Here is a 25,842-nt window from a genome sequence, read left to right as displayed (position 1 = left end):
AAGCAGAAAATTTTCAGGTAGCCTGTATGCGGTACGGAAATATTAAGCCTTATGCTGCCGCATACTCAGTGGCAGAGGTTTAAAAGACTGAGTGCACAAATCCGGCGAATGCTGCAATGCCTTCATGGCGGTACGGATAATATTCGGCGCAGTTTTGCCGATGCTGAATTGTTCGGGCATATTCATCCAAATGTTCATCAGCCCGCTGATAACTGACATCATAAACACCACCGCCAGATTAATATTCAAATCTTCCGGTAGCTTTTTCTTTTGCAGGCTTAACGTCAGCACATCGGTGAGCTGACGCTGCCACATATCCTGATAGCTGCGCATGATTTTCACCACAGAGTGGTTTTGCTCAGTGTATTCGCATTTCAAATGAATGATGTTGCAAAACTTTCTTACGGTTTCATCGGTTTCCAGCTTTTGAAACAGATTAATGGTGGCTACTTCAAAACTTTCCCAAATATCCGGCGATTGGGTTTCTATATCGTACGCCAACTTGCTAGATAATTCGACAAATACTTTTTGAAACAGACCTTCAAATAAATCTTCTTTATTTTTGAAATGCCAATACAGCGCGCCACGCGTTACGCCGGCAGTTTGAGCGATTTCGTTTAGAGATGAACGGCTGACCCCTCTTATATAGAATGTATCCAATGCTGCCTTAAGTAGGTAGTTGCGTGTTTTCTGCGCTTCAATTTTCGTTTTTCTCATCACTATTCCAGAATATTCACTGGTTTATTTATTATTGAATTCTGTCATGTTTAGAGCAGGCTTTCAAGCTTCCTATCGGCTCGCCCGCGCAATAATGTTGCTTTTTAGTATATTAGCATTTCTTCATTTGAATAGCCATAGACAACATACAATAATGTATGTAAAATATTATTTTTATCTAGCGGCTGCTTCCGCCCCCCATGGGCTTCAAGCGGCCATAATTCATTAAATTAGACATCAACTTAACAAGGCCATCATCATAATGACATATTTCAGCATATCAGGGAAAACGAGCTTCAGGCTGAGTGCAATCGTCGTGACTTCCGTATTAGCGCTGTCTGCTTGCGGCAAAAGCGAGCCACAGCGGCAGAGTGAGCTGGAATTAGTAGTAAGCGTGCTTACCGTGAAGGCAGAAGACACCACCATCAACACCGAACTGCCCGGCCGTTTGGAATCATTCCGCTCTGCCGAAGTGCGCCCGCAGGTGAGCGGCATCATCAAACGCCGCCTGTTCCAAGAAGGCAGTTATGTACAAGCTGGCCAGGCGCTGTATCAACTGGACGACGCCAGCTACTCAGCCGGCCTTGCCAGCGCACGCGCCCAGCTAGCTGCCGCCGAAGCCGCTCAGGCTAAAGCCAATGCCGATTTGGCACGCTACCAGCCCTTGGTAGCTGCTGATGCCATCAGCAAACAGGAATACGATGCTGCCGTGGCCGCACAACGTTCTGCCGTGGCCAATGTGAACGCCGCCCGCGCCGCCATCCGCTCGGCGCAGGTTAATGTGAACCACGCTCGTATTACCGCGCCGATTTCCGGCTATATCGGCCGCTCCAACGTATCCGAAGGTGCATTGCTCACTGCCGGTGGTGCAACCGTGCTGGCCACCATCCAGCAAACCAATCCGATGTATGCAAACGTTACCCAGTCTGCGCTGGATGTGATGAAACTGCGCCGCCAGATTGCCGAAGGCCAGATGAGTGCGGTAAACGGCGCAGTGGAAGTAACCATTATTTTAGAAGACGGCAGCGAATACCCGCAAAAAGGCCGCCTACTGTTTACCGACCCGACGGTAAACGAAACCACCGGCCAGGTTTCCCTGCGTGTGGAAGTGCCGAACGACGACAATATCCTGCTACCCGGTCTGTATGTGCGCGTACGCCTGCCGCAGGCACAAGCCAACAGCGCCTACCTCATTCCGCAACGCGCCGTTACCCGTGGTGCCAAAAATACCGTGGTAATCGTAGCGTCCGATGGCTCAATGCGCCAACAGGAAGTAACCATTGCCGGCCAAAGCGGCAACAATTGGATTATTACCGGCGGGCTGAAAGACGGCGACAAAGTAGCCATAGACGGCACTATGATTGCCGGCATGATGGGGGCGCAAAAAGTGAAAACCCAGGAATGGCAAGCCTCACAGCCGCAACAATCTGGCACAGCTGCCGCCCCGATCAAGCCAAACAGCACTTCTGCTCCCGTCCTATCCGGCACAGCAGCCTCCGCTCCGGCCGCCCAATCTGCTTCCCAAGCCAAATAAAGGGGCGTACGTAAATGGCTAAATTTTTTATTGACCGACCCGTGTTCGCATGGGTTATCTCCATCTTTATTATTTTGGCGGGTGTGCTGGCCATCCGAAAACTGCCAGTATCGCAATACCCGTCTGTTGCCGCGCCTACATTCAACCTCACCGCCACCTACCCCGGTGCTTCCGCCCAAGTGATGGAAGACAGTGTATTGGCAGTGATCGAGCGCAATATGAATGGCGTGGAAGGCTTGGATTATATGTCTACCTCTGCCGACTCCAGCGGTTCAGGTAGCGTTACCCTCACCTTCACGCCCGACACCGATGAAGACGTGGCACAGCTGGAAGTAAACAACAAGCTGAATGAAGTCTTGTCCAGCCTGCCTGCCACCGTGCAGCAATACGGTGTACGCATATCCAAATCTCGATCCAACTTCCTGATGGTGGTGGCGCTCTCTTCGCAAACGCAAGATTTGGAAGAAATGGCCGATTACGCCAAACGCAATATCGTGCCAGAATTGCAACGTGTTGAAGGTGTGGGTGCAGTGCGCCTGTTTGCTGCCGAACGCGCCATGCGTATCTGGGTAGACCCGCAGAAATTGCAAAACTTCAACCTCTCCTTTGCCGACGTTTCCGCCGCCATCAGCGCACAAAACGTGCAAATTTCCGCTGGCTCGCTCGGCTCTCTACCATCAGTGCAGGGGCAAACCATCACTGCCACCATCACCGCCGAAGGCCAACTCAGCACGCCAGAAGAATTCGGCAACATCATCCTGCGCAGCACCACAGATGGTGCCAACGTTTATCTGCGCGATGTGGCCAAAATCGAGCTAGGTTCGGAAGACTACTCTGCCAGTACCCGCCTCAACGGCAAGCCAAACGTCGGCATGGCCGTGATGTTGTCCAATAGCGGCAACGCCACCGCCACTGCCGCACTGGTAAAAGAACGTATGGCCAAATTGGCGCAATATTTCCCCAGTGATGTTAGCTGGAGCGCTCCGTACGATACCTCCACCTTTGTGGAAATCTCCATCGAACAAGTGGTACACACCTTGGTGGAAGCCATGGTGTTGGTGTTTATCGTGATGTTCGTGTTCCTGCAAAACATCCGCTATACCCTGATCCCCACCATTGTGGTGCCGATTTCGCTCTTAGGCGGTCTTGCCGGCATCTACTATTTCGGCATGTCGATCAACGTGCTGACCATGTTTGCCATGGTGCTGGTAATCGGTATTGTGGTGGACGATGCCATCGTGGTGGTAGAAAACGTGGAGCGCATCATGTCGGAAGAAGGCCTGCCGCCGCGCGAAGCCACACACAAAGCCATGTGGCAGATTTCCGGCGCCGTGGTCGGCATTACCGCCGTGTTGATTTCCGTGTTCGTACCGCTGGCCATGTTCAGCGGCGCCACCGGCAAAATCTACCAGCAGTTTGCCATCACTATGGTGCTCTCTATCGCTTTCTCAGCCTTCCTTGCTCTGTCACTCACGCCAGCCTTGTGCGCCTCGCTGCTCAAACCGATTAGGAAAGGGCATCACGAGGAAAAAACCGGCTTCTTCGGCTGGTTCAACCGCAAATTCACTGCTGGCAACAAGCGCTACGAAGGCTGGGTGGCCGCCCTGCTACACCGTGCCGGCCGTATGCTGATTGTGTACTTAGCGCTGGTGGCTGCCGCCGGCCTGCTCTACACCCGTATCCCGTCTTCCTTCCTGCCGTCAGAAGACCAAGGCAACCTGATGGTCAGCATCCAGCTGCCGGCCGGCGCCACCAAAGAGCGTACCGACCAAACCCTACTGGCCGTGGAGCAGATTGCCAAAGGCACGCCCGGCGTGAAAGATGTATTCACCGTATCCGGCTTCAGCTTTTCAGGTAGCGGTCAGAACATGGCTATGGGCTTTGTGATTTTGAAAAACTGGGACGAACGCAAAGGCGCAGGTGAAGATGCGGCCAGCATCACTCGGAAACTGACTGGTACCTTCATGTCCAGCGGCCTGATCCGCGACGGTTTCGCTATCGCCGTGAATCCACCACCCATCCGCGAACTGGGTAACGGCGGCCTGGAATTCTACCTGCAAGACCGCAACAGCCAAGGCCATCAAGCCCTGCTGGCGGCACGCAATAAATTGATTGCCGAAATGCGTAAAAACCCGATATTTGGCGACACCCGTGCCGCCGGCTTGGAAGATGCGCCGCAGCTCAAACTTACCATCGACCGCGCAGCTGCTGCCGCACAAGGCATCAGCATGGCTTCTATCCGCAGCACCTTGGGTACAGCTCTGGGCGGAGCGTATGTAAACGACTTCCCCAACAACGACCGTCTGCAAAAAGTGTATGTGCAAGCCGTGCCCCAGGCCCGTATGCAGGCCGAGCAAATTTTGGCCATGACCGTGCCCAACGGTCAAGGCGTGGCCGTGCCGCTTTCCACCGTGGTCAGCGCCTCGTGGGAAGCCGGCATGGAGCAGAGCACTCGTTTCAACGGCTATCCCGCCATGTCGATTAGCGGCGCGGTCAAACCCGGTTTCGCCAGCGGCGACGCTATAGCCGAAGTAGAACGCATCGTATCGCAAATGGACGGCTACAGCGTGGAGTGGGCGGGCGAATCGCGCGAACAGGCCAGCGGCTCTTCCCAGCGCACCATGCTCTACGGCTTCGTATTGCTGGCCACTTTCCTCGTGCTGGCCGCCCTATATGAAAGCTGGTCGATTCCCGCTGCCGTGCTGCTGGTTGCCCCCTTGGGCTTCCTCGGCGTGGTGCTGGGCGTGTTCGGCCGCAACCTGTTCAACGGCGTATTCGGCATCCGGGAGGTGTTCTTCAACGACATCTACTTCATGGTCGGTATGATTACTGTAGTCGGCTTGAGCGCGAAAAACGCGATTCTGATTATCGAATTTGCCAAAGACCTGCAAGCGCAGGGCAAGAGCGCGATGGAATCAGCCTTGGCCGCCGCCCACCTGCGTTTCCGCCCGATTCTGATGACCTCCTTCGCCTTCATCTTGGGCGTGGTGCCGCTGTATGTCGCTTCCGGTGCCAGCTCCGCCAGCCAACGCGCCATCGGTACCGCCGTATTCTGGGGTATGTCTGTCGGCACGCTGCTGTCGGTGTTCCTGGTGCCGCTGTTCTATGTGTTGGTACGCAAGCTGTTTAAACCGTCCCAACACGAAACCGAAATGGCCGCCGCCCACACCAACATAAGCCCCGAGCAGGCCGAACTCTACGTTTCTGCCGCTGAAGAAGGGCTGAGCGAAGAAGAGAAACGCGACCTGCATAACGACCAGTAAAATGTTTTCAGGTAGCCTCTGCCGCATTGGAGGCTACCTGAAAACCATAAGGACAAAGCACATGAGAACAACCGTTTTAAAACCGATTGCCGGCAGCCTCGCCTTCAGCCTGCTGCTCTCCGCCTGCACCCTTGCGCCACGCTATCAGCAGCCCGAAGTAAACGTGCCCGCCAGCTTCCGCTACGACACCGCCACCAACCAAAGTAGCCGTGCCGCCGACACCGGCTGGGAAGACTACTTTGCCGACCCGCGCCTTAAATCCCTGATTACCCTGGCGCTGCAAAACAACCCCGACCTACGCATGGCCGCCCTGAATGCCGAAGCAGTGCGAGCCCAATACGCCATTACCCGCGCCGCCTCACTGCCCGGCATCAACGCCAGCGGCACCGGCCAACGTACCCGCGTGGCGCAAGATTTGAGCGCCACCGGCCGCTCCTACATTGCTGAATCCTACACCGTCGGCCTCGGCATCGCCTCCTACGAGCTCGACCTGTTCGGCAAAGCCCGCAGCAACAATCAAGCCGCACTGCAAGGCTATTTCAGCAGCGCCGCCGCGCGTGATTCCGCCCACCTCGCGCTGGTTTCCGCCGTAGCCAAAGCCTATTTCAACGAACGCTACGCCGAAGAATCCATGAAGCTTGCACAAAGAGTGCTGCAAACCCGCGAGCAAACCTACCGGCTCAACCAAATCCAGCACAACGCCGGCGTGATTTCTGCCGTCAACCTGCGTGAAATGGAAGCCCTGATTGAATCGGCCAAAGCCGACTACGCCGCCGCCCTGCGCGCCCGCGAGCAGGCACACAACGCCCTGGCCGTGCTGATTAACCAGCCCGTGCCCAACAATCTGCCCGCCGGCCTGCCGCTGAATAAACAGTTCCGCATCACCCAACTGCCCGCCGGCCTCTCCTCCGACTTGCTGCAAAACCGCCCCGATATCCGCGCTGCCGAGCACGACCTGCGACAGGCCAATGCCAATATCGGCGCCGCCCGTGCCGCCTTCTTCCCTAGCATCAGCATCACCAGCAGCATCGGCACCGGCAGCACCGAGATGAATCGCCTATTCGACGGCATAAACCGCACCTGGGTATTCTCCCCCACCATCAAAGTACCGATTTTCAACTGGGGCAGTCTGCGCGCCAGCCTGGATGTGGCAAAACTGCGCCAGCAATCGGCCGTGGCCACGTATGAAAAAGCCGTGCAGTCCGCCTTCCAAGATGTATCCAACGCCCTGGTGGCACGCGAAACCCTGCAACAACAATACGATGCCCGCGTGCAAACCCAAAAAGCCTACAACGACCGCTTGCGCCTGATTAATCTGCGCTACCGCCACGGCGTGTCTAGCTCGCTGGAAGTGCTCGATGCCGAACGCAGCAGCTATTCCGCCGATGCCGCTGTGCTCGCTACCCAGCTTTCCATGCTGGAAAACCTAGCCGACCTTTATAAAGCCCTCGGCGGCGGCCTCAAGCAACACACCGAAGCCGCACCAGCCGCAGCAGCAACGCCGGCCCAAGCCACAGCAGAAGCCGCTTCTGCCCCTGCCGCAGCAAACGGCAAATAATCCGGCTGCCCTCATTACGTTTTCAGGCAGCCTGCCCTGCCGACCCTCCCACACATATCATAGAAAGGTCGGCAGTTTTTTATCCGTATTCACACCGCAACTGAGGCTACCTGAAAACTTGAGGCTACCTGAAACCGGCACTTTGGCCATAGCCAAAGCCATGATTTTTCCTACCGAGCCGGATACAGTACAAACAGCACCGCAAGGCTGGCTCACGCGGTAGGAAGTGAAATGCGCTTTGGCTATAATCATGCCCACTTTTCAGGTAGCCCCAATCCACACCATGCCTTTTCCCACCACCCTTTCTGCCCTGCTCTTCCAAATGCAAAACCGGCTCGGTATGTATATCAACCCGCCCACGCTTCCCAGCCTGATGAACTTCATCAGCGGCTACACCATGGCCACCCGCTGTCACCATATTGACGAACCCGACACCCTTCGACCCTTCCACGATTTCGTTGCCCAACAACTGGGCTATGCCGAATCCACCGCTGGCTTTGCCAACATGATCCTGGCCTACGTCTGCGGCTTCAGCCCTGCCGATATCGATTGGCCAAATTTCCTATCCCTCCCGATTTCCGCACAGCAGCACGCCCAAGCAGTAGAACTGTTTTACCAGCTGCTAAAAGCCCACCAACTATCCCATTGAGTCATCTGCCCAAGGCTGTATCAGCAAAGGCTACCTGAAACCGCATCGCTAAGCGCAACAGACTCAAACCGCCCTATTCCGCCACAACCGGATGTTCATTTTCAGGTAGCCTCAAGCCGATTCAAACCCAGGCTACCTGAAAACACCAATTAACCCTGCCCCTGCCCTTGTGAAAACCCGCCCCGCCCCTATTTGCCCGTATCATCCCCATCATCAAAAGGACAATCCGTGAATCCCCTGCTCCAACTCGGTGAAGAGCCGCGTTTCGACCAAATCCAAACCGCCCACATCCGCCCTGCACTCGAATCCGCCATCGCCGAAGCCCGGGCCGGCATTGCCGCAGTTAAGGCTCAAAGCAAAGCCACTTGGGGCAACACCGTGGAAAAACTTACCGACATCACCGAGCGCGTCGGCCGCATCTGGGGCGTGGTATCGCACCTCAACTCCGTGGCCGACACCCCCGAGCTGCGCACCGTATATAACGAGCTGATGCCGGAAATCACCGTGTTCTTTACCGAAATCGGCCAAGACATCGAGCTTTACCAACGCTTCAAAACCATCAAAAGCTCCCCCGAATTCGCCGCCTTAAGCCCGGCGCAGCAAACCAAGCTCAACCACGACCTGCGCGATTTCGTGCTCAGCGGCGCCGAGCTGCCGCCCGAAAAACAGGCCGAATTCGCTGCCCTGCAAACCGAAGGCGCACAACTAGCCGCCAAATTCTCGCAAAACGTGCTTGATGCCACCGATGCCTTCGCCCTCTATTTCGACAATGCCGAGCCGCTCTCCGGGCTACCTGAAGACGCCATGGCCATGTTTGCTGCCGCCGCGCAGGCCGAAGGCAAAAGCGGCTACAAAATCGGCCTGCAAATGCCACACTACCTCGCCGTGATGCAATACGCCGACAACCGCGAACTGCGCGAAGAGGTATACCGTGCCTACGTTACCCGCGCCAGCGAGCTTTCCAATGAAGGCCGGTTCGACAACAGCCCCAACATTACCCGCCGCCTGGAAATCACCCTACAAGAAGCCAAGCTGCTGGGCTATGCCAACTTCGCCGAGCTCTCGCTGGCCACCAAAATGGCCGATTCTCCCGCGCAAGTGCTGGACTTCCTGCGCGATTTGGCCAAACGCGCCAAACCATTCGCCGAACAAGACTTTGCCGCCGTGCAGGCCTTCGCCCGCGACACCCTCGCCATTGAAAACCCGCAGCCCTGGGATTTGGCCTACGCCTCCGAAAAACTGCGTCAGGCCAAATATTCGTTCAGCGAAACCGAAGTGAAAAAATACTTCCCCGTGGACAAAGTGCTCCTCGGCCTGTTCGCCCAAATCAAACTGCTCTACGGCGTGGATTTCACCGAAAAAACCGTGCCTGTGTGGCACCCCGACGTGCGCTATTTCGAGCTCTCGCAAAACGGCGCGCACATCGGCGGCGTGTTTATGGATTTGTACGCCCGCGAAGGTAAACGCGGCGGCGCGTGGATGAACGACTATAAAGGCCGCCGCCTCCTGCCCAACGGCCAGCTGCAAAGCCCCACCGCCTATCTGGTATGCAACTTCACCCCGCCCGCAGCAGGCAAAGAAGCCCGCCTCTCCCACGATGAAATCCTCACCCTTTTCCACGAAACCGGCCACGGCCTGCACCATCTGCTCACCCAAGTGGACGAGCTGGGCGTGAGCGGCATCAACGGCGTGGAATGGGATGCTGTGGAGCTGCCCAGCCAGTTTATGGAAAACTTCGTGTGGGAATACGATGTGCTGCGCGGCATGTCTGAACACGAAGACAACGGCGCACCACTGCCGCAGGAATTGTTCGACAAAATGCTCGCCGCCAAAAACTTCCAACGCGGCATGTTCCTCGTGCGTCAGATGGAATTCGCCTTGTTCGACATGCTGATTTACAGCGAAACCAATCCCAACCGTCTTTCCGGCTGGGCTCAAGTGTTGGACAGCGTGCGCCGCGAAGTGGCCGTGGTGCAACCGCCCGCCTACAACCGTTTCGCCAACAGCTTCGGCCACATCTTCGCCGGCGGCTACTCGGCCGGCTACTACAGCTATGCCTGGGCTGAAGTGCTCAGCGCTGATGCCTACGCCGCATTTGAAGAAAGCGGCGATGTGGCCGAATGCGGCCGCCGCTTCTGGCAGGAAATCCTCGCCGTGGGCGGCTCGCGCAGCGCCGCCGAATCCTTCCAAGCCTTCCGCGGCCGCGCCCCCAGCATCGACGCCCTACTCCGGCACAGCGGCTTCGATTTGAACGGTGCCTAAACCGCAGAGTAAAGAAAAGGCTACCTGAAAACGAAGCGCAGCACATTTTTCTACGAAACTAAAATTTTCAGGTAGCCCTTCTACTGAATAAATTATAGTCATGCCAAACAGGAAAGAGACAAAGCTGCAGTCCCAGACAGCACGGGAATACCGCAAAGTGAACCAACATCGGATGAAGAAATAAGTATTTAGCTATATTTCGCCATCTTATCTACCCATACTGTTTATGCCGCGTGGCCTTTTACTTTTATGAAAATAATTGCTTTAGCCACATTAAAAAACGTATTTATCCCTTATACAGTAAAAACAATAAAATAAAGGCTACCTGAAATATTCAGGTAGCCTTTTTGATGTTGCAGATAACAGCGTGGACTTATTCTGTGGCCGGCACAACAACCACGGTAATATTGGCTACAGCATCAGCATGCAGGGCAATTTCGACTTCGTATTCACCAACTACTTTGAAAGGGCCGTTGGGCAGACGTACGTTGGCTTTAACAGCTTCCACACCAAATGCACGGATAGCTTCGACAATGTCGGCGTTAGTTACAGAACCGAACAAGCGTCCGTCCACGCCAGCCTTTTGGGCGATAGTGATAGATTGGCCTTCCAGTTTAGCCTGACGAGCCTGTGCATCAGCCAGGATTGCAGCCTGACGAGCCTCGAGTTCGGCACGGCGAGCCTCGAAGTCGGCCAGTGCAGCTTCGGTAGCACGTTTGGCTTTACCTTGCGGAATCAGGAAGTTGCGGGCATAGCCATTCTTTACGGTTACCACATCACCCAGATTGCCCAAGCCGCCAATTTTTTCTAACAGAATGATTTGCATAATATAAATTCTCCGTTAATTATTTGTGTTGGTCGGTGTACGGCAGCAGAGCCAGGAAACGGGCACGTTTTACGGCCACAGACAGCTGGCGCTGATAATGGGCTTTAGTACAGGTAATGCGGGCAGGAATGATTTTACCGTTCTCGGAAATGAAATCTTTCAGCAAATCAACTGATTTGTAATCTACTTGTTTGATGCCTTCTGCGGTAAAGCGGCAGAATTTTCTACGTTTAAATGTTTGACGAGCCATCTCAATTCAACCTTTATTTTCAATAATTGTCTGTATATGCAATATGGGGCGACGGTATTTTTGGCTGTAAGCCGCAAGAAATCCGGATATATCCACCATACTGCCTGCTTTGTATTGCCAGAATTTTGCCTGTTTGCCGATTAATTTCGCCTGGAGTTCAAACCGGGCGAGATAATGTTCGCCTGCTTCTGTTTGCCACGATTCATGCTCTAAAACCAATCCCAATACGGCTATGCCGGCCGGGGTGTAGCGCAAGGCATCGACATCCTTGATGCGGGCGGTAAGGCTTACAGTATTGTTCAAAATCTCACTCTTAGGCTTTGGTGGCAACTTCTTCCTGAGGCTGGCCATTCAGCAGGTTTTTGGATTTTTCTTCCTTCATCATGGGAGAAGCTTCGGTAACAGCTTCGTCCATTTTGATGGTCAGGTGGCGCAATACGGCGTCGTTGAAGCGGAAACCGGTTTCCAGCTCTTCGATGGCAGCCGGGGTGCACTCGATGTTCATCAGCACGTAGTGTGCTTTGTGCAGCTTGTTGATGGGGTAGGCCAACTGGCGGCGACCCCAGTCTTCCAAGCGGTGAATGTGGCCGCCGGTTTCGGTAATCAGGGCTTTGTAACGTTCAACCATGGCAGGTACTTGCTCGCTCTGGTCGGGATGAACGATAAATACAATCTCGTAATGACGCATGTTCTCTCCTTATGGCTAAATACAGCCCGCCGTCATGCGGAAACAGCGGGCAAGGGTGGAAAGCGTAGCATTATATCGGTAAAGTATAGCGTAAGCAAGTATTTGCTGGGGGTAGCAGAATAATCGTGGCTTAGTGTGTGTACAATATTTGCACAATCAATACAGGCTACCTGAAAAAGAGGATTTAGTGGGGTGAAATAAGCTTGGGATACAAAGAAAACCCGTATGCTTCAGCATACGGGTTTTCAATTTGGGGTGGCTGATGGGGCTCGAACCCACGACAACCGGAATCACAATCCGGGGCTCTACCAACTGAGCTACAGCCACCATAAAACTTTATGGCGCGCCCGACAGGAATCGAACCTGTAACCGCCCGCTTAGAAGGCGGGTGCTCTATCCGGTTGAGCTACGGGCGCTATCCTGTCGTTCACAATTTCTCAGAGAACTTTGGTCGGGGCGGTGGGATTCGAACTCACGACCCTCTGCTCCCAAAGCAGATGCGCTAACCAGACTGCGCTACGCCCCGATAAGAAATAAGGATTTTACCCACGCTGCTTTTGTTTTGTCAAGCAGGTGATTCAAAATTAAATGTCGCCTTGCTTTCATGGATAACATTTCATGTTAAATAACAATTTATTAATAGAATATCTAATTCACAACACCAGTACGTATATGCACAGTAAACTCACACGGGCAAGATTTCCAGCAGCCCAAAAGAGTTATTAGCAACATGCTATAATCGCCACGTCGACAATCGTTGAAACCTTAACAATTGCTGACTGCAGCGCATAGTGCTGCATGGATTATCTTTATTTTTTATCAATAGATTGCTACTTCTATTCGTGGCAGCCATTCAGCCAATCCATTTTACTTCCCCACCCACCCCGACAGAAAAGGAACAGTCCATGACAGCCCAGATTCTCGATGGTAAAGCCGTTGCCAACGAACGTCTGCTGAAACTTGCCGACAAAGTGGCCGAGCGCTGCAAACAAGGCTTGCGCCCCCCGTGTTTGGCTGTTTTGCTGATTGGTAGTGATCCTGCCAGTGTAGTGTATGTGCACAACAAAAAAATTGCCTGTGAAAAGGCTAATTTCGATTCCCGTTCCTACGAGCTGCCCGCTTCCACTACCGAAGAAGAACTGCTTCAGCTGATTGACGAACTCAATACCGCCCCCACCGTGGACGGCATTTTGGTGCAGCTACCCTTGCCGGCACACATTAACAGCCAGTCGGTTATCGAGCGCATCCAGCCGGATAAAGACGTGGATGGCCTCCACCCCTACAACATCGGCCGGCTGGCCATGAAAATGCCGCTGATGCGCCCTTGCACACCCAAAGGAGTGATGACCCTGCTAGAAACTTACGGCGTGGAGCTGCGCGGCAAAAAAGTGGTAATCGTGGGCGCATCCAATATTGTTGGCCGCCCGCAGGCGCTGGAAATGCTGTTGGCTGGTGCCACTGTTACCGTATGCCACCGCTTTACTGTAAACTTGGAGCATGAGGTTTCTAAAGCCGACGTAGTGGTAGTGGGCACGGGCAAAGCCAGGCTGATTCAGGGCAGCTGGATTAAACCTGGCGCCGTGGTGGTGGATGTGGGCATCAACCGGCTAGAAGACGGCAAACTCTGTGGTGATGTGGATTTTGAAGCCGCCAAAGAGCGTGCCTCCATGATTACTCCCGTTCCCGGCGGCGTAGGTCCGATGACTATCGCCATCCTGCTGGAAAACACCTACTATGCCGCTACGCTGCACGACAAGCCGACAGCCTAAGGCGTACTTGTATGTAAAGAGCAAACTGCTATATCGGCAGTTTGCTCTTGTTTTTCTATATGATATAGCCACTCAAAAGGCTACCTGAAACCCTACTGGGCAAGCCACACAATATTTTCAGGTAGCCTCTCCCTCTTCACCCAAGATTTCCTGAAACGCCTGAAATAGTTCGCGCTCTTCAAAACGCGCATGGCCGCGCAGGATTTCGGCAAAAGTCTTCATCCAACCGGGATTGTCGAACTGAGGCGCGGCCAGCATTTGGCGCAACAGCACATGTTCGTCCTCAAAACGCCGTTGCATGGCCGGCTGTGCCAATTTATCCCACCACGGCGCAAACAGCGCTTCCTCTTCGGCAAAATGCGCCAGCAAATCATCTTTCTGCTTGGCAAAATCGGCACGATGGTCGGCGGCAGGGTCGCGCAAGATGCGGGCACACATGGCCAGCGAATGGTGGTGGTCTTGCGACAGCGGAATCAACAGGGGATGGCGTTTCATTTTTCAGGTAGCCTGAAGTGGTCGAACGATGGCCAGATTATATAGCGGGCAGCGCAAAACGCCCACAAACACGCCGCCGTTTCATGATAGACTGCCCGCCGTTTGCCATTCCGACGGCTCCGTCATCCTGCGTGAAGAGGCCCAAGCTCTGCGCGAATACGCCGATGCTCTCGGCCGTGCCGTAGCCAAAAAACTGGCCGACAACGGCGCTCAAGAGCTCATCGCCGCCGTGTTGGCCGAGCAGGCTACTTAAAAAAAGTAGGAACAAAACTGAACGGCATCAGGGCAGTATTCAGTAAAATCAAAACGAATGCCCTCCAAACGTCTCAGGTAGCCTGTGCTTGAGACTACCTGAAAACACCTCTAAAGGAAAATCATAAACCCCAAATCCCTCTACCGCGCCACCCTGCTCGAATACCTCCATTGCGCCTCTTTCTCCGCCGACCTGGCCGAAGCCAGCACCGCCTGCCGCACCTACCGCAAACTCGCCAAAAAAGGCTGCCCCGACAACTGGTTCGTCCTCGGCCGCGCCCGCCAATACGGCTACGGCGTCAAGCCAAACCTTGCCAAAGCTGAAAAGCACTACCACCGCGCTGCCAACTACGGCCATGCCGAAGCACAGGAAGCCATCGGCTACCTATACGAAAAAGGCCTCGGCCTGCCACAAAACCACGCCAAAGCCCGCAAATGGTACGCCCGCGCCGCCTTGCAGGTTAATGCCGCCGCCTGTAACAACCTCGGTTTTAACAACGGCAAAGGCGCGTGCCCTGCAGCAAAAAACTGGCGGAGAAATAGTACAAACTCGCCGCCCACGCGGGTAGCATCCTTGCATTATCCAACCTCGGTGTCCTGTATGAAGATGCAGGCCATCTGAAAAAAGCTATCCGCTACTACCGCTGCGCTGCGGCAGCAGATGATAAATATGCTACCAAACAATTGAAACGGTTGGATAAGTAAATCACTTCTGTTTTCAGGTAACCCGATACCATCTGAAATAAATGGCTACCTGAAATGCTATCGGGGCAGGGTGATTTATGCCTTCATTTTCGGAAATGGGCAAAGGCTACCTGAAAATTGCCAAACTCTTTCTAGTTTGAGCTTTCAGGTAGCCTTTGTTATGCGCTAGGCGGCTTGGATAGTTGTTGGATAGATTCAAGCCCGCAAACTGCCGTCGTCCATAGTGAGCACGCGGTCGAAGCGTTTGGCCAGTTGCTCGTCGTGGGTAACTACAATGAGAGCGGTACCCAGCTCATGTTTGAGCTCCAGCATCATTTCCAATGCATGGATAGCGTTTTTGCGGTCGAGGTTGCCGGTGGGCTCGTCAGCCAGCAGGCAGTCGGGCTTGGTTACCAGGGCGCGGGCGATGGCGGCACGTTGACGTTCGCCGCCGGAGAGTTCGCCGGGGCGGTGGGTCATACGGCTGCCAAGGCCGACTTTTTCTAAAATTTCGGCAGCGGCCGTCTGCGCTTCGGCCCGGCTCTTGCGTGCCACCAAAAGCGGCATCATCACGTTTTCCAGCGCGGAAAACTCGGGCAGCAGGTGGTGGAATTGGTAAACGAAGCCCAAATGCCGGTTGCGCAGCTGGCCGATAGCCACCTGGGAGAGGCTGTTTAGGCCCTGACCTTGGATTTTCACTTCGCCGCTGGTGGGTTTATCCAGCCCGCCGAGAATGTGCAGCAGGGTGGATTTGCCGCTGCCGGAGGCGCCGATGATGCCGATGCCTTCGCCTGAGGCTACCTGAAAATCGATATTGCGCAGCACTTCTACTTTGAGGCTGCCGTCGTCGTAGGTTTTGCCTACGTTTTGGCATTGGATAACGGCTTCTTTATTCATAGCGCAAGGCCTCTGCGGGTTGGGTTTTGGATGCGCGCCAGCTGGGCAGCATGGTGGCCACGAAGGAGAGGCCGAGGGAAATAGCAATAATCGCTAGCACATCAGACAGCTTTACTTGCGAAGGCATATAGTCGATGAAATAGATGGCGGAAGTAACCAGCTTGCGACCGGCCATCTGCTCGATGGCAGAAACGATAACGCCCACATTCAGCGCCACAGTCACGCCCAGCACCACGCCGATGGCGGTGCCAACCACGCCCAAGAGCGTACCCTGCACCAAGAAAATCTTCATGATGCCGCGCGGGGGCAGGCCGAGGGTGCGCAAAATGGCGATGGCAGCCTGCTTTTCGGTTACAGTCATAATGAGGGTGGAAATCAGATTGATGGAGGCGACAAGGCTGATGAAGAACATGATGACAAACATCATCTTCTTCTCCACTTCCACGGCTTGGAAGTAGTCGCGGTTTTGGTAGGTCCAGTCGAAAGCGGCGATACGGTTGCGCTGCTCGGCGGGCACAATAGTGGCGGTCACGTCGGGTGCGGTTTCCGGCTGCGAAAGGCGCAGCTGAATGCTAACATCGCCATCCCCGGCACGATACAGGGTTTTGGCGTCTTCAATATGGATAATAGACAAGCTGTTATCCACAGCGAAAATGCCGGTGGAAACAGTGGAAGCCACGGTGAATTGCTTCATGCGCGGCACCATGCCTACCGGTGTAACGTTGCCTTCAGGCGAAATCAGAGTAACTTTTTCGCCCGGCTGCACGCCTAAGCGATCAGCAATATCTTTGCCCAAAATCATTTCAAACTGGCCAGGTTTGAGCTGCTGATACAGCTCATTGGGCAGCTTTTCGCCGTATTCTGACACTTTTGGTTCTTCAGCCGGGTCGATCCCCTTTACCTGCACGCCCTGCACCTCACCGGAATTAGCCAACAGCGCCTGCCCACTCACGTAGGGCGCCACACCCAGCACACGTGGGTTGACTTGAGCGATTTTGGCCAAGCCTTGCCAAGTGTCACCCGGATCAGCTTGTAGATAGCTCATCTGCATATGCGGGGTAACTTGCAGCAGCTGGCCGCGAATTTCTTTTTGAAAACCGTTCATTACGGAAAGCACCACAATCAGCGCGGTTACGCCGGTGGCAATGCCGAAAATCGAGATGATGCTGATAACAGACATCAGCCCGTTGCGTTTTTTGGCGCGCATGTAGCGCAGGCCGATCCAAGTTTCTAAGGAAAGCATAGTGGAATGGGCTCCGCAGTCTGCCGAAGCAGGCTGCAATCATGGGATTGGCAGGGTTTCAGGTAGCCTTTATCTGGCTAAAAATCACTTCATGCAGCATCAGTTCGCTTCATTTGCAAAATATGCTTCAGCAGTGTATTTGATATGGCGGCAAGGCACACGATATGCAAACTTGGTCAAGCATTAGATTTGCAAAAAGCGGCGCATAGTATACAGGCTCTTTGCCCGGCAGGGCATTGGTATTACGCGCATTTGCCCTATTTAACGGCAGATGCGCCCTTAGTGCGGCAGATATAGAAAACTGCATTCTCTGCCAAGCAGAAAATGCAGTCTGAGTAGAAAGTGTGGCTGAAAGATTATTTCAGCTTGGTTTCTTTGTAAACCACGTGCTTGCGGGCAACCGGATCGAATTTTTTGATTTCGAATTTGCCGGGGGTAGTCCGCTTGTTTTTGGTGGTGGTGTAGAAATGGCCGGTGCCGGCGCTGGATTCCAGCTTGATTTTATCGCGCATGACTCTAATTCCTTAAATAATGTGATTAGGCTTCGCCGCGTGCGCGCAGATCAGCCAGAACGGCATCAATGCCAACTTTGTCAATCAAACGCAAAGCCGCGTTGGAAACGCGCAGGCGCACCCAGCGGTTTTCGCTCTCAACCCAAAAACGGCGCGATTGCAGGTTCGGCAAAAAACGGCGCTTGGTTTTGTTGTTGGCGTGCGATACGTTGTTACCGGACATCGGCCGCTTCCCGGTTACTTTGCAAACTCGTGCCATGGTTAATTCTCCAAACTTCAAAAAAATATTAGATAGAAACGAAACTTGCTTTATACCATAGAAAGCATTTTCGGTTCAAGTTCTATCGCGATGAACTTGGCGGATGTGCTGCTGGATACAACATTTTGTGGGTAGGGTGCCTACAACGGTGTGCTGGATAGGTTTTTGTATTTAACATGCTGTTTTAACAAGTTTATTTATTTAATGATTTTATTTTCAGGTAGCCTTAATTGCTAGGAACAAGTGCTGCATCAGGCCGGTATGGTTTGATGAATGTGGTAGGGCTCATTTAATATTTTTCGTTTTTTAATCCCAGCGCGATATCAAAATACAGCCAAACACCAGATTTAAAGGCAATACAATGGACAAATCAAACGCCGGCGTGAGCAAATTCCTCAGTTATATCCTGCGCCATCATCCCGAAGCCATCGGTTTGACGCTAGATGGCGAAGGCTGGGCAGATGTGGGTGAACTATTAACTCAGGCAGCTGCGCACGGGCGCAACATCAGCCTGCCGCTATTGCATGAAGTGGTGGCTACCAATAATAAAAAACGGTTTACGCTGTCTGCCGATGGCCGCAAAATCCGTGCCGAGCAAGGGCATTCCACTGCACAGGTGGATATTGCCCACACCGAAACCGAGCCGCCGGAAATCCTGTATCACGGCACGGCGCAGCGTTTTGCCGAAGCTATTGAAGAGCAAGGCTTGTTGCCGGGCAGCCGGCATTATGTGCACCTGTCGGGCGATGTGGAGACGGCTGTGTCGGTAGGTGGCCGCCACGGCAAGCCGTTGGTATTGGAAGTGCAGGCCGGGCTGATGCGGCGGCAGGGTTTTGTGTTTTATTTAACAGCCAATAAAGTATGGCTAATTAAGGAAGTGCCGCCACGGTTTTTACGGCGAATGTAAGAGGCTACCTGAAAGATTTATACTACTTAGGCAGGCTTTCAGGTAGCCTGTTTAGCTATGGATTAACAGGGCTACCTGAAGGCACAAACTTTAACCTAGAGCAAACATTTGGCCGACGATATTCTTGAATAATCTAAGGCGTGCCATTTCGCTGTCGAGTAAAACCTTTGTTAAAATCCGCCATTTCCGCCGCACGGGCAAACAATCTACTTGCCACTTGCGCCTTGTGGCTTTACAGTTCGGCCTGTGCGAAATGCACGTTTCTCAGGAGAAACACCCATGCAACAGACAAAAGACCAAGAATGGCTGCTGGTGGACGGCGGCAATCTTGAGGTGAGTGTGACCCGCGAAGCTGATGCCGTGGAAGAAGCGCAACGTCTGCGTTTCGACATCTTCGGCCGCGAGATGGGCGCCGGTATACACGGTGAAGACGGCCGCGATATCGACCGTTATGATGAATTCTGCCGCCACCTGATCGTGCGCGACAAAACCAGCGGCCGCATCATCGGCACCTACCGCTTGATCACCGAAGAAGCTGCCCAAGCCGCCGGTGGTTGGTATTCCGATTCGGAATTCGACCTCTCCCGCATTCGCCATATCCTGCCCAAAACCGTGGAGCTAGGTCGCGCCTGCGTACACAAAGACTACCGTACTGGTGGCACGATTTCATTGCTGTGGATGGGTTTGATCAGTTTCATGCAAGCACATGGCCTAGAATACATGATCGGCTGTGGTAGCGTGCATGTGGACGACGGCGGACACTATGCCGCCAGCCTGTTTAACCAGCTTAAACAAACCCATTACTCGCCCGAGGAATATCGCGTGTTCCCGAAAGTGCCGCTGCCGCTGAACGAACTGCGGCAGGATTTGGAGGTGGAAGCACCTCCTCTGATGAAAGGCTATCTGCGCGCCGGCATATGGATTTGCGGCGAGCCGCATTGGGATAAGGATTTCGGTAGTGCCGATATGCTGGTAATGATGCCGATGGCCAATATCCATCCGCGTTACGCCAAACATTTTGTTAAATAAATCAGAAGACAAGGTTAGCTGATGCGTAGGCTCAGACTGATTGTCAGGCTATTTGGGGTGGCTGCCATTTTGTTGTGGGGCTGCTTTCAGGTAGCCTTGTTTTTCGGCCGTGAAGATAAGGCCAAACGTCAATGGCGGATTCAACGCTGGTCGCGCCAGTGCATGAAAGTGTTCGGTACCAAGCTGACCGTGCACGGCGCGGAACGTTTTTTCGCCGAAGGTGGCCAGTTTATGGTGGGCAACCACATCTCTTGGCTGGATATTTTCCTCATCAACTCTGTGCAGGCCGTGCGCTTTGTGGCCAAGCAGGAAGTGCGCGACTGGCCGGTAATCGGCTGGCTGGTGGCGCGGGTGGACACGATTTTTATTAAACGCGGCAACCGCCAATCATCGCAGCAGGTGATGGATGTGCTGTTGCAGATTTTGGCAGAAAAGGATTATGCGGTGGTATTCCCCGAAGGAACAAGCACCGACGGGCGGGGCATCAAGCCGTTTAAGAGCGGGCTGTTCGATACCGCCATTATTGGCAAATATCCGGTTTGGCCGGTGCTGGTGTACTACCCGAATGAAGACGGCAGCCCGAACACGGATATGGCCTATTGCGGTGAAACCAGCCTTTGGCAGTCGTTCTGCCGCATCCTTCCGCAACGGCGCAGCGAAGGCGTGCTATATTTTCTGGAACCGATCTCGCCGGAAGGCAAAACACGACAAGACCTATGTGCTGCCGCCCAAGTGCAAATTGCGGCCAAACTGGCCAAACTGCGCGGGCTGCCGCCGGAGAGCGTGGTGGAAGAAAAGGGGGCTGTGTTCGAGCGGACTTAAGCTGTCGTGATGATTGTTGGGCTGTCCAGTTTGTAGGGACGGCCTTTTGTTTGGTCTTGTAATTTTATTTTTTATTTCAGTGCATTGAATTTTCAGGTAGCCTGTAGATAAGCAGACCACCTGAAACTTTGTGGCATTCGGGTTGAAATACCCAACAGGTTTAATCGAGTAACAAGCGGCGCAAGATATTTTCGTAAATGGCAGAAAGCCGGGGGATGGCAGCTAGATCGATGTGCTCATCGATTTGGTGGATGCTGGCATTTACTGGGCCGAGTTCGATAAGTTCGCGGGCAATGGCTTTGAGGAAACGGCCATCTGAGGTGCCGCCGCCGGTGGAGAGGACGGCTTGGATGCTACATTCCTCGGCAATAGCAGCTTGAGCGGCTTGGGTGAGTCGGCCGGCTTCGGTAATGAAGGGTTGGCCGGAGAGCTGCCATTGGAGGCTGTAGTGCAGATGATGTTTATCTAATATGGCTTCTACCCGGCGTTGCAGGCTTGCGGCATCGATTTCTGAGGAGAAACGGAAGTTGAATTGTACGGATAGCTCGCTGGGGATAACGTTGGTGGTGCCGGTGCCGGCGTGGATATTGGAAATTTGGAAGCCGGTGGGCGGGAAGTAGGCGTTGCCGTTGTCCCAATGCTCGGCAGTGAGCTCGGCTAGAGCGGGAGCGGCCAGATGAATGGGATTGGCGGCGAGGTGGGGGTAGGCGATGTGTCCTTGTTTGCCGTGGATGGTGAGGCTACCTGAAAGCGAGCCGCGTCGGCCATTTTTGATGGTATCGCCCAGGATGTGTTCCGCGGTAGGCTCACCGATGATGCAGTAGTCGATATGCTCACCACGTTGGTGCAGGGTTTCAACCACGCGCACGGTGCCTTCTTTGCCGTCGCCCTCTTCGTCTGAAGTAATTAGCAGGGAGAGACTACCTGAAAATTGTGGATGCTGTGCAATAAAGCGCTCGCAGGCAGTAATGAAACAGGCGATGCTGGTTTTCATGTCGGCTGAGCCGCGCCCGTAGAGTTTGCCGTTGCGTTCGGTGGGCTGGAACGGCGGAGATGCCCATGCTCCAACGGAGCCGGGCGAAACAACGTCAGTATGGCCAGCAAAGCACAATAGCGGCATACCGCTGCCGCGCCGCGCCCATAAGTTTTGTGTGTGGCCAAAGGGCATGTGTTCAATAGAAAAACCAATGGCGCGTAAACGTTCGGCAATTATCTCTTGACAGCCGTGGTCATCCGGGGTGATGGAGGCCCGGGCAATAAGCTGTTTGGCCAGCCAGAGGGAAGAAGTTTCGGTCATGAGGAGCAGAATTGGGTAGATGGTGATGAAGCTGGGTTATAGCGAGTTTGGTTGGATTTGCCAAGTTATAGGTAGTCTGCAAGCTAGGGAAAGCTACCTGGAAACCAAGCTGTACAGTTTAAAAGTATTTGATAAAAAGGGCTTATATAACATTTATTTTTACTGATGAATGAAACAGCTAGACAATATTGTGCATGAATAGGGAATATTTTCGGCGAAATAGCTTGACTTGGAAATTAATCCTAAATATAATTCAGAACTTCACAGCGCACCCGTAGCTCAGTTGGATAGAGTATCTGGCTACGAACCAGAGGGTCGGGCGTTCGAATCGCTCCGGGTGCGCCATAATTTATCCGCGCCCATCGTCTAGCGGTTAGGACATCGCCCTTTCACGGCGGTAACGGGGGTTCGATTCCCCCTGGGCGTGCCAACTTTCCGTACTATGAACCCCTATGGAATCATTGATAATTCGTTCCGGGTTGTAGTGTATAACCACTTCAGTGGGATTTATATCAATTTTTCCGATAAAGCTCTGCAATAAAATGCGGAGCTTTTTTTCATTTGCAGTATTCAGGAGGATAGTTCTCAGCGTGCGTAATGCGCTGTCGACATCAATCTCCGGGATTGCATCAACATCGGGCGCGCCCGCCAGCTTGTCGAGTTCGATGAGCAGGGTTTGTTCCCGTTCATCATAACCGGCCACGCGCTCAAGCAGGGAGCGGCTGTCTGAACCGGACAGCCCTGATTCCACCAGTTCAAACAGGGTATTGCGCCGGCGGCGTAGTTCGGTGAGTTCTTGCTGGAGTAGTTTGCGCTGCTCGGCATTATTGGTACGTTTTTCGACGTATTTCCGATAAGCCTCACCGATGAAATCGCTGACCACTTCTTGGGTAAGCAGTTTGTCGACCACAATATTTAGCAGGTAGTCATCCAGCTTTTCGGCCGATATGCGGCGCGATATGCAATTGCAACCTTTCTTGAAGCCGCTGCAGTTGTAGTAATTGTAGCGGCGTTTGGTTTTACCGGTGGCGGTTTCAATGCTCATGGCCTTGCCGCAGTGGCCGCACCGCAGCAAACCGGTGAATAGGAAACGGCTGGAAGGGCTGCCGGTTTGCTTATAATCCGGCCGGTAGCGTTTTTGTACGGCTTCGAAATCTTTTTCCGAAACCAACGGCTCGTGGGTTTGCCGAATAATCCACTCTTCCGGCGGGTTGGGTTTGTTGCCGCTGCGTTTGTTATACACGGTCTGCCCGATGTAGACACGGTTTTTCAGCATATGCGACAGGCTGGCGGCCTGCCATTCGGCCCCGCGCCGGGTATGACCGCGCCCAGTAAAACTGCGGACGATGGCAACGGCGCCCTCCCCTGCCGCAAAACGGCGGAAGGCTTCCTGCACCAGTGTTTTTTCGGCATCGTTCGGCACCAGTTTACGGCGTTTGCCCTGGCTGGTTATTTGATAGCCGAACGGTGCGCGTCCGCCGTTAAACCAGCCTTCTTCCGCGTTTTTCAACATGGCGCGGCGGGTGTCGCGACTGATTTGGCGTGATACCTGCTCATCCATAATTTCCATAATCGAATCGGTGAACCAGCCCTCGTCAGTGTCGCTATCGATATTCATCGATGCATATACCAGGCGGGTACCGTTTTCACGCAGCAGCAGTTTGTAGCGGGCGGCATCCAACTTATTACGGGCGAAACGGGAGGTGGACCAGACGATAAAGTAGTCCACATCGTTTACCGCACAATAATGAATCGCGCGTTGAAATGCCTGCCTCTTCACAGCCGAAGTACCGGTAATACCCTCATCGCGGAATATCTGCAGCACACCGGCACCGAGCTCTTGGGCTTTCTTTCTGCATTGATCTGTCTGGGCATCGATTGAAATGCCCTCGTCGGCTTGGCGGGTGGTACTGACCCGCACATAGATGATTGCTCGTTTCATGATTTCCCTTCCTGTGTAGGGTGGATTTTACTGCCTATCCTGTGCCAAAAATACCCCTGTTTTGTTCTTGTCTTTGGTCGTTTAATGCCCGTATGGCCGACCATTCTTCCCAATCCCTCGATACCGTTGTTTTCCGTTGCACCGCCTGCAAGCACACTTTTGAGTGTGCGCCGCAGACGGTGCGGGATGCGCCTGAATGCGAGTGGCACCCGTTTGCCTATCAGGCAGCCTGCCCGAAATGCGGGGAGACCTGTGCCCAGGCGGCCTGGCACCGCAACCTAATGAAGGGCTGGGCAAATGCCACTGGTCCGAAGACGCCGGAAGGCAAGGCGGCGGTGCGTAAGAATCTGGAAGGCCACCCGACGCCGGAGGAAACACGAAGGACCCGCTTCAATGCGCTCAAACACGGCATGAATGCCCGCACCGCCACCTATTTCCCGGCCAAGCCGGACGGCTACCCGGCCTGCCGCACCTGCACTGTGGATCGCGAATACTGCCGCAGCCAGCCGGCCTGCGTAAAGCAGACGCAGCTGTTTATGCTGCACCACGCCGCGTTCGAGCAGCGCGACCCGCGGTATTTGACCGAGATTTATGCCGATATGCAGGCGGCCATCACCGCCATCGTCCAGCAGATACTGCAGACGATTGTGGCGGACGGGGTGGTTTTGCGCGCACCGGCATGGAAGGTGGATCAGGAAGGCAATGTAGTGATCGGCGAATACCTCGACCGGGCCAGCGGCGAGATGAAGGTGATTTACGAAGTCCACTCCCATCCGCTGATTCGCAGCCTGCAGGATTTCTTGAGCAAAAATGGTCTGTCGTTGGCCGATATGGGAATGACACCGAAAGTCATCGAGCAGGAAGAGCAGGCATTAGGCCACCTGAAACAGGATGCCGCCACCCAGCAGTCGCTTTTGGAATTCTCCGAGCGCAGTGCCAAAGCACTGGAGAACTTGGCAGTGCTGGCGCAACGCGCTAACGCACGCAAGCAGCAAGACCCGGTGTTGATTGAATACCGGCAGCAGAATGGGGATAAATGATGCTGCCAGCTGACTACTGCGCCGACTGCGGTGCCAAATTGGACGGGCACGAGCAGTTGCAATATTTGGACGTGTGCCGCGACTGCCATGAGGAATGGACGGCTTATTTGGCGCAGTTGGCTCCACAGACGGAGGCTGCATGACGACCGCCGCCCAACGCATCCAAATACAGCATAGCGCCGAGCAGGAAATCATGCGCTATGCCCGACCCGATCAGGTTACCGGCATCAGGCCGCATGCCCTGTGGCACAAGCATGTGCACAACGTCGGTCTCGACCCGATGCAGGTATTGAAGATGCAGGAGATGGACGACCACCGCAATACGGTGGATTTTTCCTGCCGCCGGACCGGTAAAACAGCAGTGAAAGAAATGTACTGCCTGGAATATTTGGCTACTACCCCTTTCCAAGAAGAAGGGATTGTGGCGCCACGCTTACAGCAGAGCCAAACCAACCTGATGTATCACATCGATGCCATCCGACGCAGCCCGATTTTGAGTGGTTGGATCGGCTATAAATCCGGGCGGCGACAGATTGCCGATACCCGTTACCAGTTCCACAACGGCAGTAAGGCCGTCTGCTACGGCATCATGAGCCAAATTGACGGTGACGGCCTGAGTATCGGTTCGCTGGAAGAAATCGACGATATGCCGGCCGACCGGCTATTTTCCCGCTTCCTGCCTATGCTGGACTCGGCACAGTGCTTGAGAGTGGATAGTTCGGTGAATTTCTACCCGCAAAACCGCCAACACCACCGGCACGATTGATGAAACCACTACCGCCAGCTGGCAGCTATTCGGACGCCGTGCAAAAAATATGCAGGACTGGTAAAAGTAGCCGACAACCAGTGCAACGACCTGCCCAAATGGCCGGCGTATGGGTAAGTAATAGCTGCATCATAGTGCCCGGCATCTGCATCACCACCTATTTTAAGATCTCAGTAGAGCT

Annotated in this window: 25 protein-coding genes, 5 tRNA genes and 2 pseudogenes; 16 read left to right on the top strand and 16 right to left on the bottom strand. The window is 54.0% G+C overall.

Features of this window, described 5'->3' with window-relative positions; genetic code table 11:
- Window positions 1–42: 42 nt before the first annotated feature.
- Complete coding sequence (locus tag A7Q03_RS05550; RefSeq protein ID WP_067441415.1) at window positions 43–717, bottom strand: TetR family transcriptional regulator; 675 nt, start codon at window positions 715–717, stop codon at window positions 43–45.
- Between the two features lie 262 nt (window positions 718–979).
- Here A7Q03_RS05550 and A7Q03_RS05545 point away from each other — a divergent pair, with 262 nt between their 5' ends.
- From A7Q03_RS05545 to A7Q03_RS05535, 3 genes are all read left to right on the top strand, one after another.
- Complete coding sequence (locus A7Q03_RS05545) at window positions 980–2,251, top strand: efflux RND transporter periplasmic adaptor subunit (protein WP_067441417.1); 1,272 nt, start codon at window positions 980–982, stop codon at window positions 2,249–2,251.
- A gap of 14 nt (window positions 2,252–2,265) precedes the next feature.
- A complete protein-coding gene (locus A7Q03_RS05540; protein ID WP_067448043.1) occupies window positions 2,266–5,514 on the top strand; it encodes an efflux RND transporter permease subunit in 3,249 nt (1,082 codons plus the stop codon).
- A gap of 61 nt (window positions 5,515–5,575) precedes the next feature.
- Complete coding sequence (locus tag A7Q03_RS05535; protein WP_067448041.1) at window positions 5,576–7,072, top strand: efflux transporter outer membrane subunit; 1,497 nt, start codon at window positions 5,576–5,578, stop codon at window positions 7,070–7,072.
- 57 nt (window positions 7,073–7,129) lie between these two features.
- Here the strand turns inward: A7Q03_RS05535 and A7Q03_RS10155 are convergent, their stop codons facing one another.
- Entirely contained in the window at window positions 7,130–7,324 is a 195-nt protein-coding gene (locus tag A7Q03_RS10155) for a hypothetical protein (RefSeq protein ID WP_153705555.1), read from the bottom strand.
- Between A7Q03_RS10155 and A7Q03_RS05530 the strand changes: the two genes are divergently transcribed.
- Window positions 7,323–7,721, top strand: a complete 399-nt coding sequence (locus A7Q03_RS05530) for a hypothetical protein (RefSeq protein ID WP_067448039.1) — start codon at window positions 7,323–7,325, stop codon at window positions 7,719–7,721. The genes A7Q03_RS10155 and A7Q03_RS05530 overlap by 2 nt on opposite strands.
- 228 nt (window positions 7,722–7,949) lie before the next feature.
- Window positions 7,950–9,983, top strand: a complete 2,034-nt coding sequence (locus A7Q03_RS05525) for a M3 family metallopeptidase (RefSeq protein ID WP_156496201.1) — start codon at window positions 7,950–7,952, stop codon at window positions 9,981–9,983.
- A 373-nt stretch (window positions 9,984–10,356) separates the two neighbouring features.
- Here the strand turns inward: A7Q03_RS05525 and rplI are convergent, their stop codons facing one another.
- From rplI to A7Q03_RS05490, 7 genes are all read right to left on the bottom strand, one after another.
- Complete coding sequence (gene rplI, locus A7Q03_RS05520) at window positions 10,357–10,809, bottom strand: 50S ribosomal protein L9 (protein WP_067448035.1); 453 nt, start codon at window positions 10,807–10,809, stop codon at window positions 10,357–10,359.
- Window positions 10,810–10,828: 19 nt separating this feature from the next.
- A complete protein-coding gene (gene rpsR / locus A7Q03_RS05515) occupies window positions 10,829–11,059 on the bottom strand; it encodes a 30S ribosomal protein S18 (RefSeq protein WP_067441425.1) in 231 nt (76 codons plus the stop codon).
- Window positions 11,060–11,065: 6 nt separating this feature from the next.
- Window positions 11,066–11,362, bottom strand: a complete 297-nt coding sequence (priB, locus tag A7Q03_RS05510) for a primosomal replication protein N (RefSeq protein WP_067441469.1) — start codon at window positions 11,360–11,362, stop codon at window positions 11,066–11,068.
- A 10-nt stretch (window positions 11,363–11,372) separates the two neighbouring features.
- Entirely contained in the window at window positions 11,373–11,747 is a 375-nt protein-coding gene (rpsF, locus tag A7Q03_RS05505) for a 30S ribosomal protein S6 (RefSeq protein ID WP_067448033.1), read from the bottom strand.
- A gap of 251 nt (window positions 11,748–11,998) precedes the next feature.
- Window positions 11,999–12,074: transfer RNA gene (locus A7Q03_RS05500), tRNA-His, on the bottom strand.
- A gap of 12 nt (window positions 12,075–12,086) precedes the next feature.
- Window positions 12,087–12,163, bottom strand: a tRNA-Arg gene (locus A7Q03_RS05495).
- A 32-nt stretch (window positions 12,164–12,195) separates the two neighbouring features.
- Window positions 12,196–12,273: transfer RNA gene (locus tag A7Q03_RS05490), tRNA-Pro, on the bottom strand.
- A 379-nt stretch (window positions 12,274–12,652) separates the two neighbouring features.
- Between A7Q03_RS05490 and folD the strand changes: the two genes are divergently transcribed.
- Complete coding sequence (gene folD, locus A7Q03_RS05485; RefSeq protein ID WP_067448031.1) at window positions 12,653–13,516, top strand: bifunctional methylenetetrahydrofolate dehydrogenase/methenyltetrahydrofolate cyclohydrolase FolD; 864 nt, start codon at window positions 12,653–12,655, stop codon at window positions 13,514–13,516.
- 117 nt (window positions 13,517–13,633) lie between these two features.
- Here folD and A7Q03_RS05480 read toward each other — a convergent pair whose 3' ends face one another.
- Window positions 13,634–14,011 (bottom strand): hemerythrin domain-containing protein, encoded by a 378-nt coding sequence (locus A7Q03_RS05480; protein ID WP_067448029.1) that lies wholly within the window; start codon window positions 14,009–14,011, stop codon window positions 13,634–13,636.
- 100 nt (window positions 14,012–14,111) lie between these two features.
- On the opposite strand from A7Q03_RS05480, the pseudogene A7Q03_RS05475 reads away from it, so the two are divergent.
- Both A7Q03_RS05475 and A7Q03_RS09815 read left to right on the top strand, forming a co-directional pair.
- Window positions 14,112–14,264 (top strand): annotated as a pseudogene (locus A7Q03_RS05475) (hydroxymethylbilane synthase); the annotation flags it as partial.
- 120 nt (window positions 14,265–14,384) lie between these two features.
- Window positions 14,385–14,885, top strand: coding sequence for a tetratricopeptide repeat protein (locus A7Q03_RS09815; protein ID WP_369814459.1), 501 nt, complete (start codon window positions 14,385–14,387; stop codon window positions 14,883–14,885).
- 278 nt (window positions 14,886–15,163) lie between these two features.
- On the opposite strand, the gene lolD is transcribed toward A7Q03_RS09815, so the two are convergent.
- From lolD to rpmB, 4 genes are all read right to left on the bottom strand, one after another.
- Window positions 15,164–15,844, bottom strand: coding sequence for a lipoprotein-releasing ABC transporter ATP-binding protein LolD (gene lolD / locus A7Q03_RS05465; RefSeq protein ID WP_067448023.1), 681 nt, complete (start codon window positions 15,842–15,844; stop codon window positions 15,164–15,166).
- The gene (locus A7Q03_RS05460; RefSeq protein ID WP_067448021.1) at window positions 15,837–17,087 is read right to left on the bottom strand and encodes a lipoprotein-releasing ABC transporter permease subunit; all 1,251 of its coding nucleotides are present in this window, start codon (window positions 17,085–17,087) and stop codon (window positions 15,837–15,839) included. The genes lolD and A7Q03_RS05460 overlap by 8 nt, the downstream gene beginning before the upstream one ends.
- A 356-nt stretch (window positions 17,088–17,443) precedes the next feature.
- A complete protein-coding gene (rpmG, locus tag A7Q03_RS05455; protein WP_003822324.1) occupies window positions 17,444–17,599 on the bottom strand; it encodes a 50S ribosomal protein L33 in 156 nt (51 codons plus the stop codon).
- Window positions 17,600–17,624: 25 nt separating this feature from the next.
- The gene (rpmB, locus tag A7Q03_RS05450; RefSeq protein ID WP_035579964.1) at window positions 17,625–17,858 is read right to left on the bottom strand and encodes a 50S ribosomal protein L28; all 234 of its coding nucleotides are present in this window, start codon (window positions 17,856–17,858) and stop codon (window positions 17,625–17,627) included.
- A gap of 361 nt (window positions 17,859–18,219) precedes the next feature.
- On the opposite strand from rpmB, the gene A7Q03_RS05445 reads away from it, so the two are divergent.
- The 3 genes from A7Q03_RS05445 (at window position 18,220) to A7Q03_RS05435 (ending at window position 20,616) form a co-directional block, all read left to right on the top strand.
- The gene (locus A7Q03_RS05445; RefSeq protein WP_067448019.1) at window positions 18,220–18,765 is read left to right on the top strand and encodes an RNA 2'-phosphotransferase; all 546 of its coding nucleotides are present in this window, start codon (window positions 18,220–18,222) and stop codon (window positions 18,763–18,765) included.
- Between the two features lie 279 nt (window positions 18,766–19,044).
- The gene (locus A7Q03_RS05440; protein WP_067448017.1) at window positions 19,045–19,794 is read left to right on the top strand and encodes a GNAT family N-acetyltransferase; all 750 of its coding nucleotides are present in this window, start codon (window positions 19,045–19,047) and stop codon (window positions 19,792–19,794) included.
- A 21-nt stretch (window positions 19,795–19,815) separates the two neighbouring features.
- The gene (locus A7Q03_RS05435) at window positions 19,816–20,616 is read left to right on the top strand and encodes a 1-acyl-sn-glycerol-3-phosphate acyltransferase (RefSeq protein ID WP_067448015.1); all 801 of its coding nucleotides are present in this window, start codon (window positions 19,816–19,818) and stop codon (window positions 20,614–20,616) included.
- Window positions 20,617–20,776: 160 nt separating this feature from the next.
- Here A7Q03_RS05435 and dapE read toward each other — a convergent pair whose 3' ends face one another.
- Entirely contained in the window at window positions 20,777–21,913 is a 1,137-nt protein-coding gene (gene dapE, locus A7Q03_RS05430) for a succinyl-diaminopimelate desuccinylase (protein WP_067448013.1), read from the bottom strand.
- A 268-nt stretch (window positions 21,914–22,181) separates the two neighbouring features.
- On the opposite strand from dapE, the gene A7Q03_RS05425 reads away from it, so the two are divergent.
- Both A7Q03_RS05425 and A7Q03_RS05420 read left to right on the top strand, forming a co-directional pair.
- Window positions 22,182–22,258: transfer RNA gene (locus A7Q03_RS05425), tRNA-Arg, on the top strand.
- A 10-nt stretch (window positions 22,259–22,268) separates the two neighbouring features.
- Window positions 22,269–22,343, top strand: a tRNA-Glu gene (locus A7Q03_RS05420).
- Between the two features lie 495 nt (window positions 22,344–22,838).
- Here the strand turns inward: A7Q03_RS05420 and A7Q03_RS10845 are convergent.
- Window positions 22,839–23,855 (bottom strand): annotated as a pseudogene (locus A7Q03_RS10845) (recombinase family protein); the annotation flags it as partial.
- 41 nt (window positions 23,856–23,896) lie between these two features.
- On the opposite strand from A7Q03_RS10845, the gene A7Q03_RS10150 reads away from it, so the two are divergent.
- The 3 genes from A7Q03_RS10150 to A7Q03_RS05405 are packed head-to-tail and all read left to right on the top strand — an operon-like array spanning window position 23,897 to window position 25,661.
- Window positions 23,897–24,895, top strand: a complete 999-nt coding sequence (locus tag A7Q03_RS10150) for a hypothetical protein (RefSeq protein WP_156502938.1) — start codon at window positions 23,897–23,899, stop codon at window positions 24,893–24,895.
- On the top strand, window positions 24,892–25,038 hold the full coding sequence (locus A7Q03_RS10145) for a hypothetical protein (protein WP_156502937.1): 147 nt from the start codon (window positions 24,892–24,894) through the stop codon (window positions 25,036–25,038). The genes A7Q03_RS10150 and A7Q03_RS10145 overlap by 4 nt, the downstream gene beginning before the upstream one ends.
- A complete protein-coding gene (locus A7Q03_RS05405) occupies window positions 25,035–25,661 on the top strand; it encodes a hypothetical protein (RefSeq protein ID WP_067448007.1) in 627 nt (208 codons plus the stop codon). Before A7Q03_RS10145 ends, A7Q03_RS05405 begins: the two co-directional genes overlap by 4 nt.
- The last annotated feature ends 181 nt before the right edge of the window (window positions 25,662–25,842 follow it).

It is taken from the genome of Eikenella sp. NML99-0057 (genome assembly GCF_001648535.1).
In the GTDB taxonomy this organism is placed as follows: Bacteria; Pseudomonadota; Gammaproteobacteria; order Burkholderiales; family Neisseriaceae; genus Eikenella; species Eikenella exigua.
Note: the sequence above shows the minus strand (reverse complement) of the source record. Positions and strands in the feature narration are given on the sequence as shown.

What these genes read in the sequence shown, in the direction of transcription:
- A7Q03_RS10145 (WP_156502937.1), top strand. Translation starts at nt 24,892, where the DNA reads ATGATGCTGCCAGCTGACTACTGCGCCGACTGCGGTGCCAAATTGGAC.
- A7Q03_RS05550 (WP_067441415.1), bottom strand. Translation starts at nt 717, where the DNA reads ATGAGAAAAACGAAAATTGAAGCGCAGAAAACACGCAACTACCTACTT.
- A7Q03_RS05440 (WP_067448017.1), top strand. Translation starts at nt 19,045, where the DNA reads ATGCAACAGACAAAAGACCAAGAATGGCTGCTGGTGGACGGCGGCAAT.
- A7Q03_RS05445 (WP_067448019.1), top strand. Translation starts at nt 18,220, where the DNA reads ATGGACAAATCAAACGCCGGCGTGAGCAAATTCCTCAGTTATATCCTG.
- A7Q03_RS05530 (WP_067448039.1), top strand. Translation starts at nt 7,323, where the DNA reads ATGCCCACTTTTCAGGTAGCCCCAATCCACACCATGCCTTTTCCCACC.
- A7Q03_RS05435 (WP_067448015.1), top strand. Translation starts at nt 19,816, where the DNA reads ATGCGTAGGCTCAGACTGATTGTCAGGCTATTTGGGGTGGCTGCCATT.
- A7Q03_RS05540 (WP_067448043.1), top strand. Translation starts at nt 2,266, where the DNA reads ATGGCTAAATTTTTTATTGACCGACCCGTGTTCGCATGGGTTATCTCC.
- A7Q03_RS05405 (WP_067448007.1), top strand. Translation starts at nt 25,035, where the DNA reads ATGACGACCGCCGCCCAACGCATCCAAATACAGCATAGCGCCGAGCAG.
- A7Q03_RS05535 (WP_067448041.1), top strand. Translation starts at nt 5,576, where the DNA reads ATGAGAACAACCGTTTTAAAACCGATTGCCGGCAGCCTCGCCTTCAGC.
- rplI (WP_067448035.1), bottom strand. Translation starts at nt 10,809, where the DNA reads ATGCAAATCATTCTGTTAGAAAAAATTGGCGGCTTGGGCAATCTGGGT.
- A7Q03_RS05460 (WP_067448021.1), bottom strand. Translation starts at nt 17,087, where the DNA reads ATGCTTTCCTTAGAAACTTGGATCGGCCTGCGCTACATGCGCGCCAAA.
- lolD (WP_067448023.1), bottom strand. Translation starts at nt 15,844, where the DNA reads ATGAATAAAGAAGCCGTTATCCAATGCCAAAACGTAGGCAAAACCTAC.
- rpsF (WP_067448033.1), bottom strand. Translation starts at nt 11,747, where the DNA reads ATGCGTCATTACGAGATTGTATTTATCGTTCATCCCGACCAGAGCGAG.
- rpmG (WP_003822324.1), bottom strand. Translation starts at nt 17,599, where the DNA reads ATGCGCGATAAAATCAAGCTGGAATCCAGCGCCGGCACCGGCCATTTC.
- folD (WP_067448031.1), top strand. Translation starts at nt 12,653, where the DNA reads ATGACAGCCCAGATTCTCGATGGTAAAGCCGTTGCCAACGAACGTCTG.
- rpmB (WP_035579964.1), bottom strand. Translation starts at nt 17,858, where the DNA reads ATGGCACGAGTTTGCAAAGTAACCGGGAAGCGGCCGATGTCCGGTAAC.
- A7Q03_RS10155 (WP_153705555.1), bottom strand. Translation starts at nt 7,324, where the DNA reads ATGATTATAGCCAAAGCGCATTTCACTTCCTACCGCGTGAGCCAGCCT.
- rpsR (WP_067441425.1), bottom strand. Translation starts at nt 11,059, where the DNA reads ATGGCTCGTCAAACATTTAAACGTAGAAAATTCTGCCGCTTTACCGCA.
- dapE (WP_067448013.1), bottom strand. Translation starts at nt 21,913, where the DNA reads ATGACCGAAACTTCTTCCCTCTGGCTGGCCAAACAGCTTATTGCCCGG.
- A7Q03_RS05480 (WP_067448029.1), bottom strand. Translation starts at nt 14,011, where the DNA reads ATGAAACGCCATCCCCTGTTGATTCCGCTGTCGCAAGACCACCACCAT.
- A7Q03_RS05545 (WP_067441417.1), top strand. Translation starts at nt 980, where the DNA reads ATGACATATTTCAGCATATCAGGGAAAACGAGCTTCAGGCTGAGTGCA.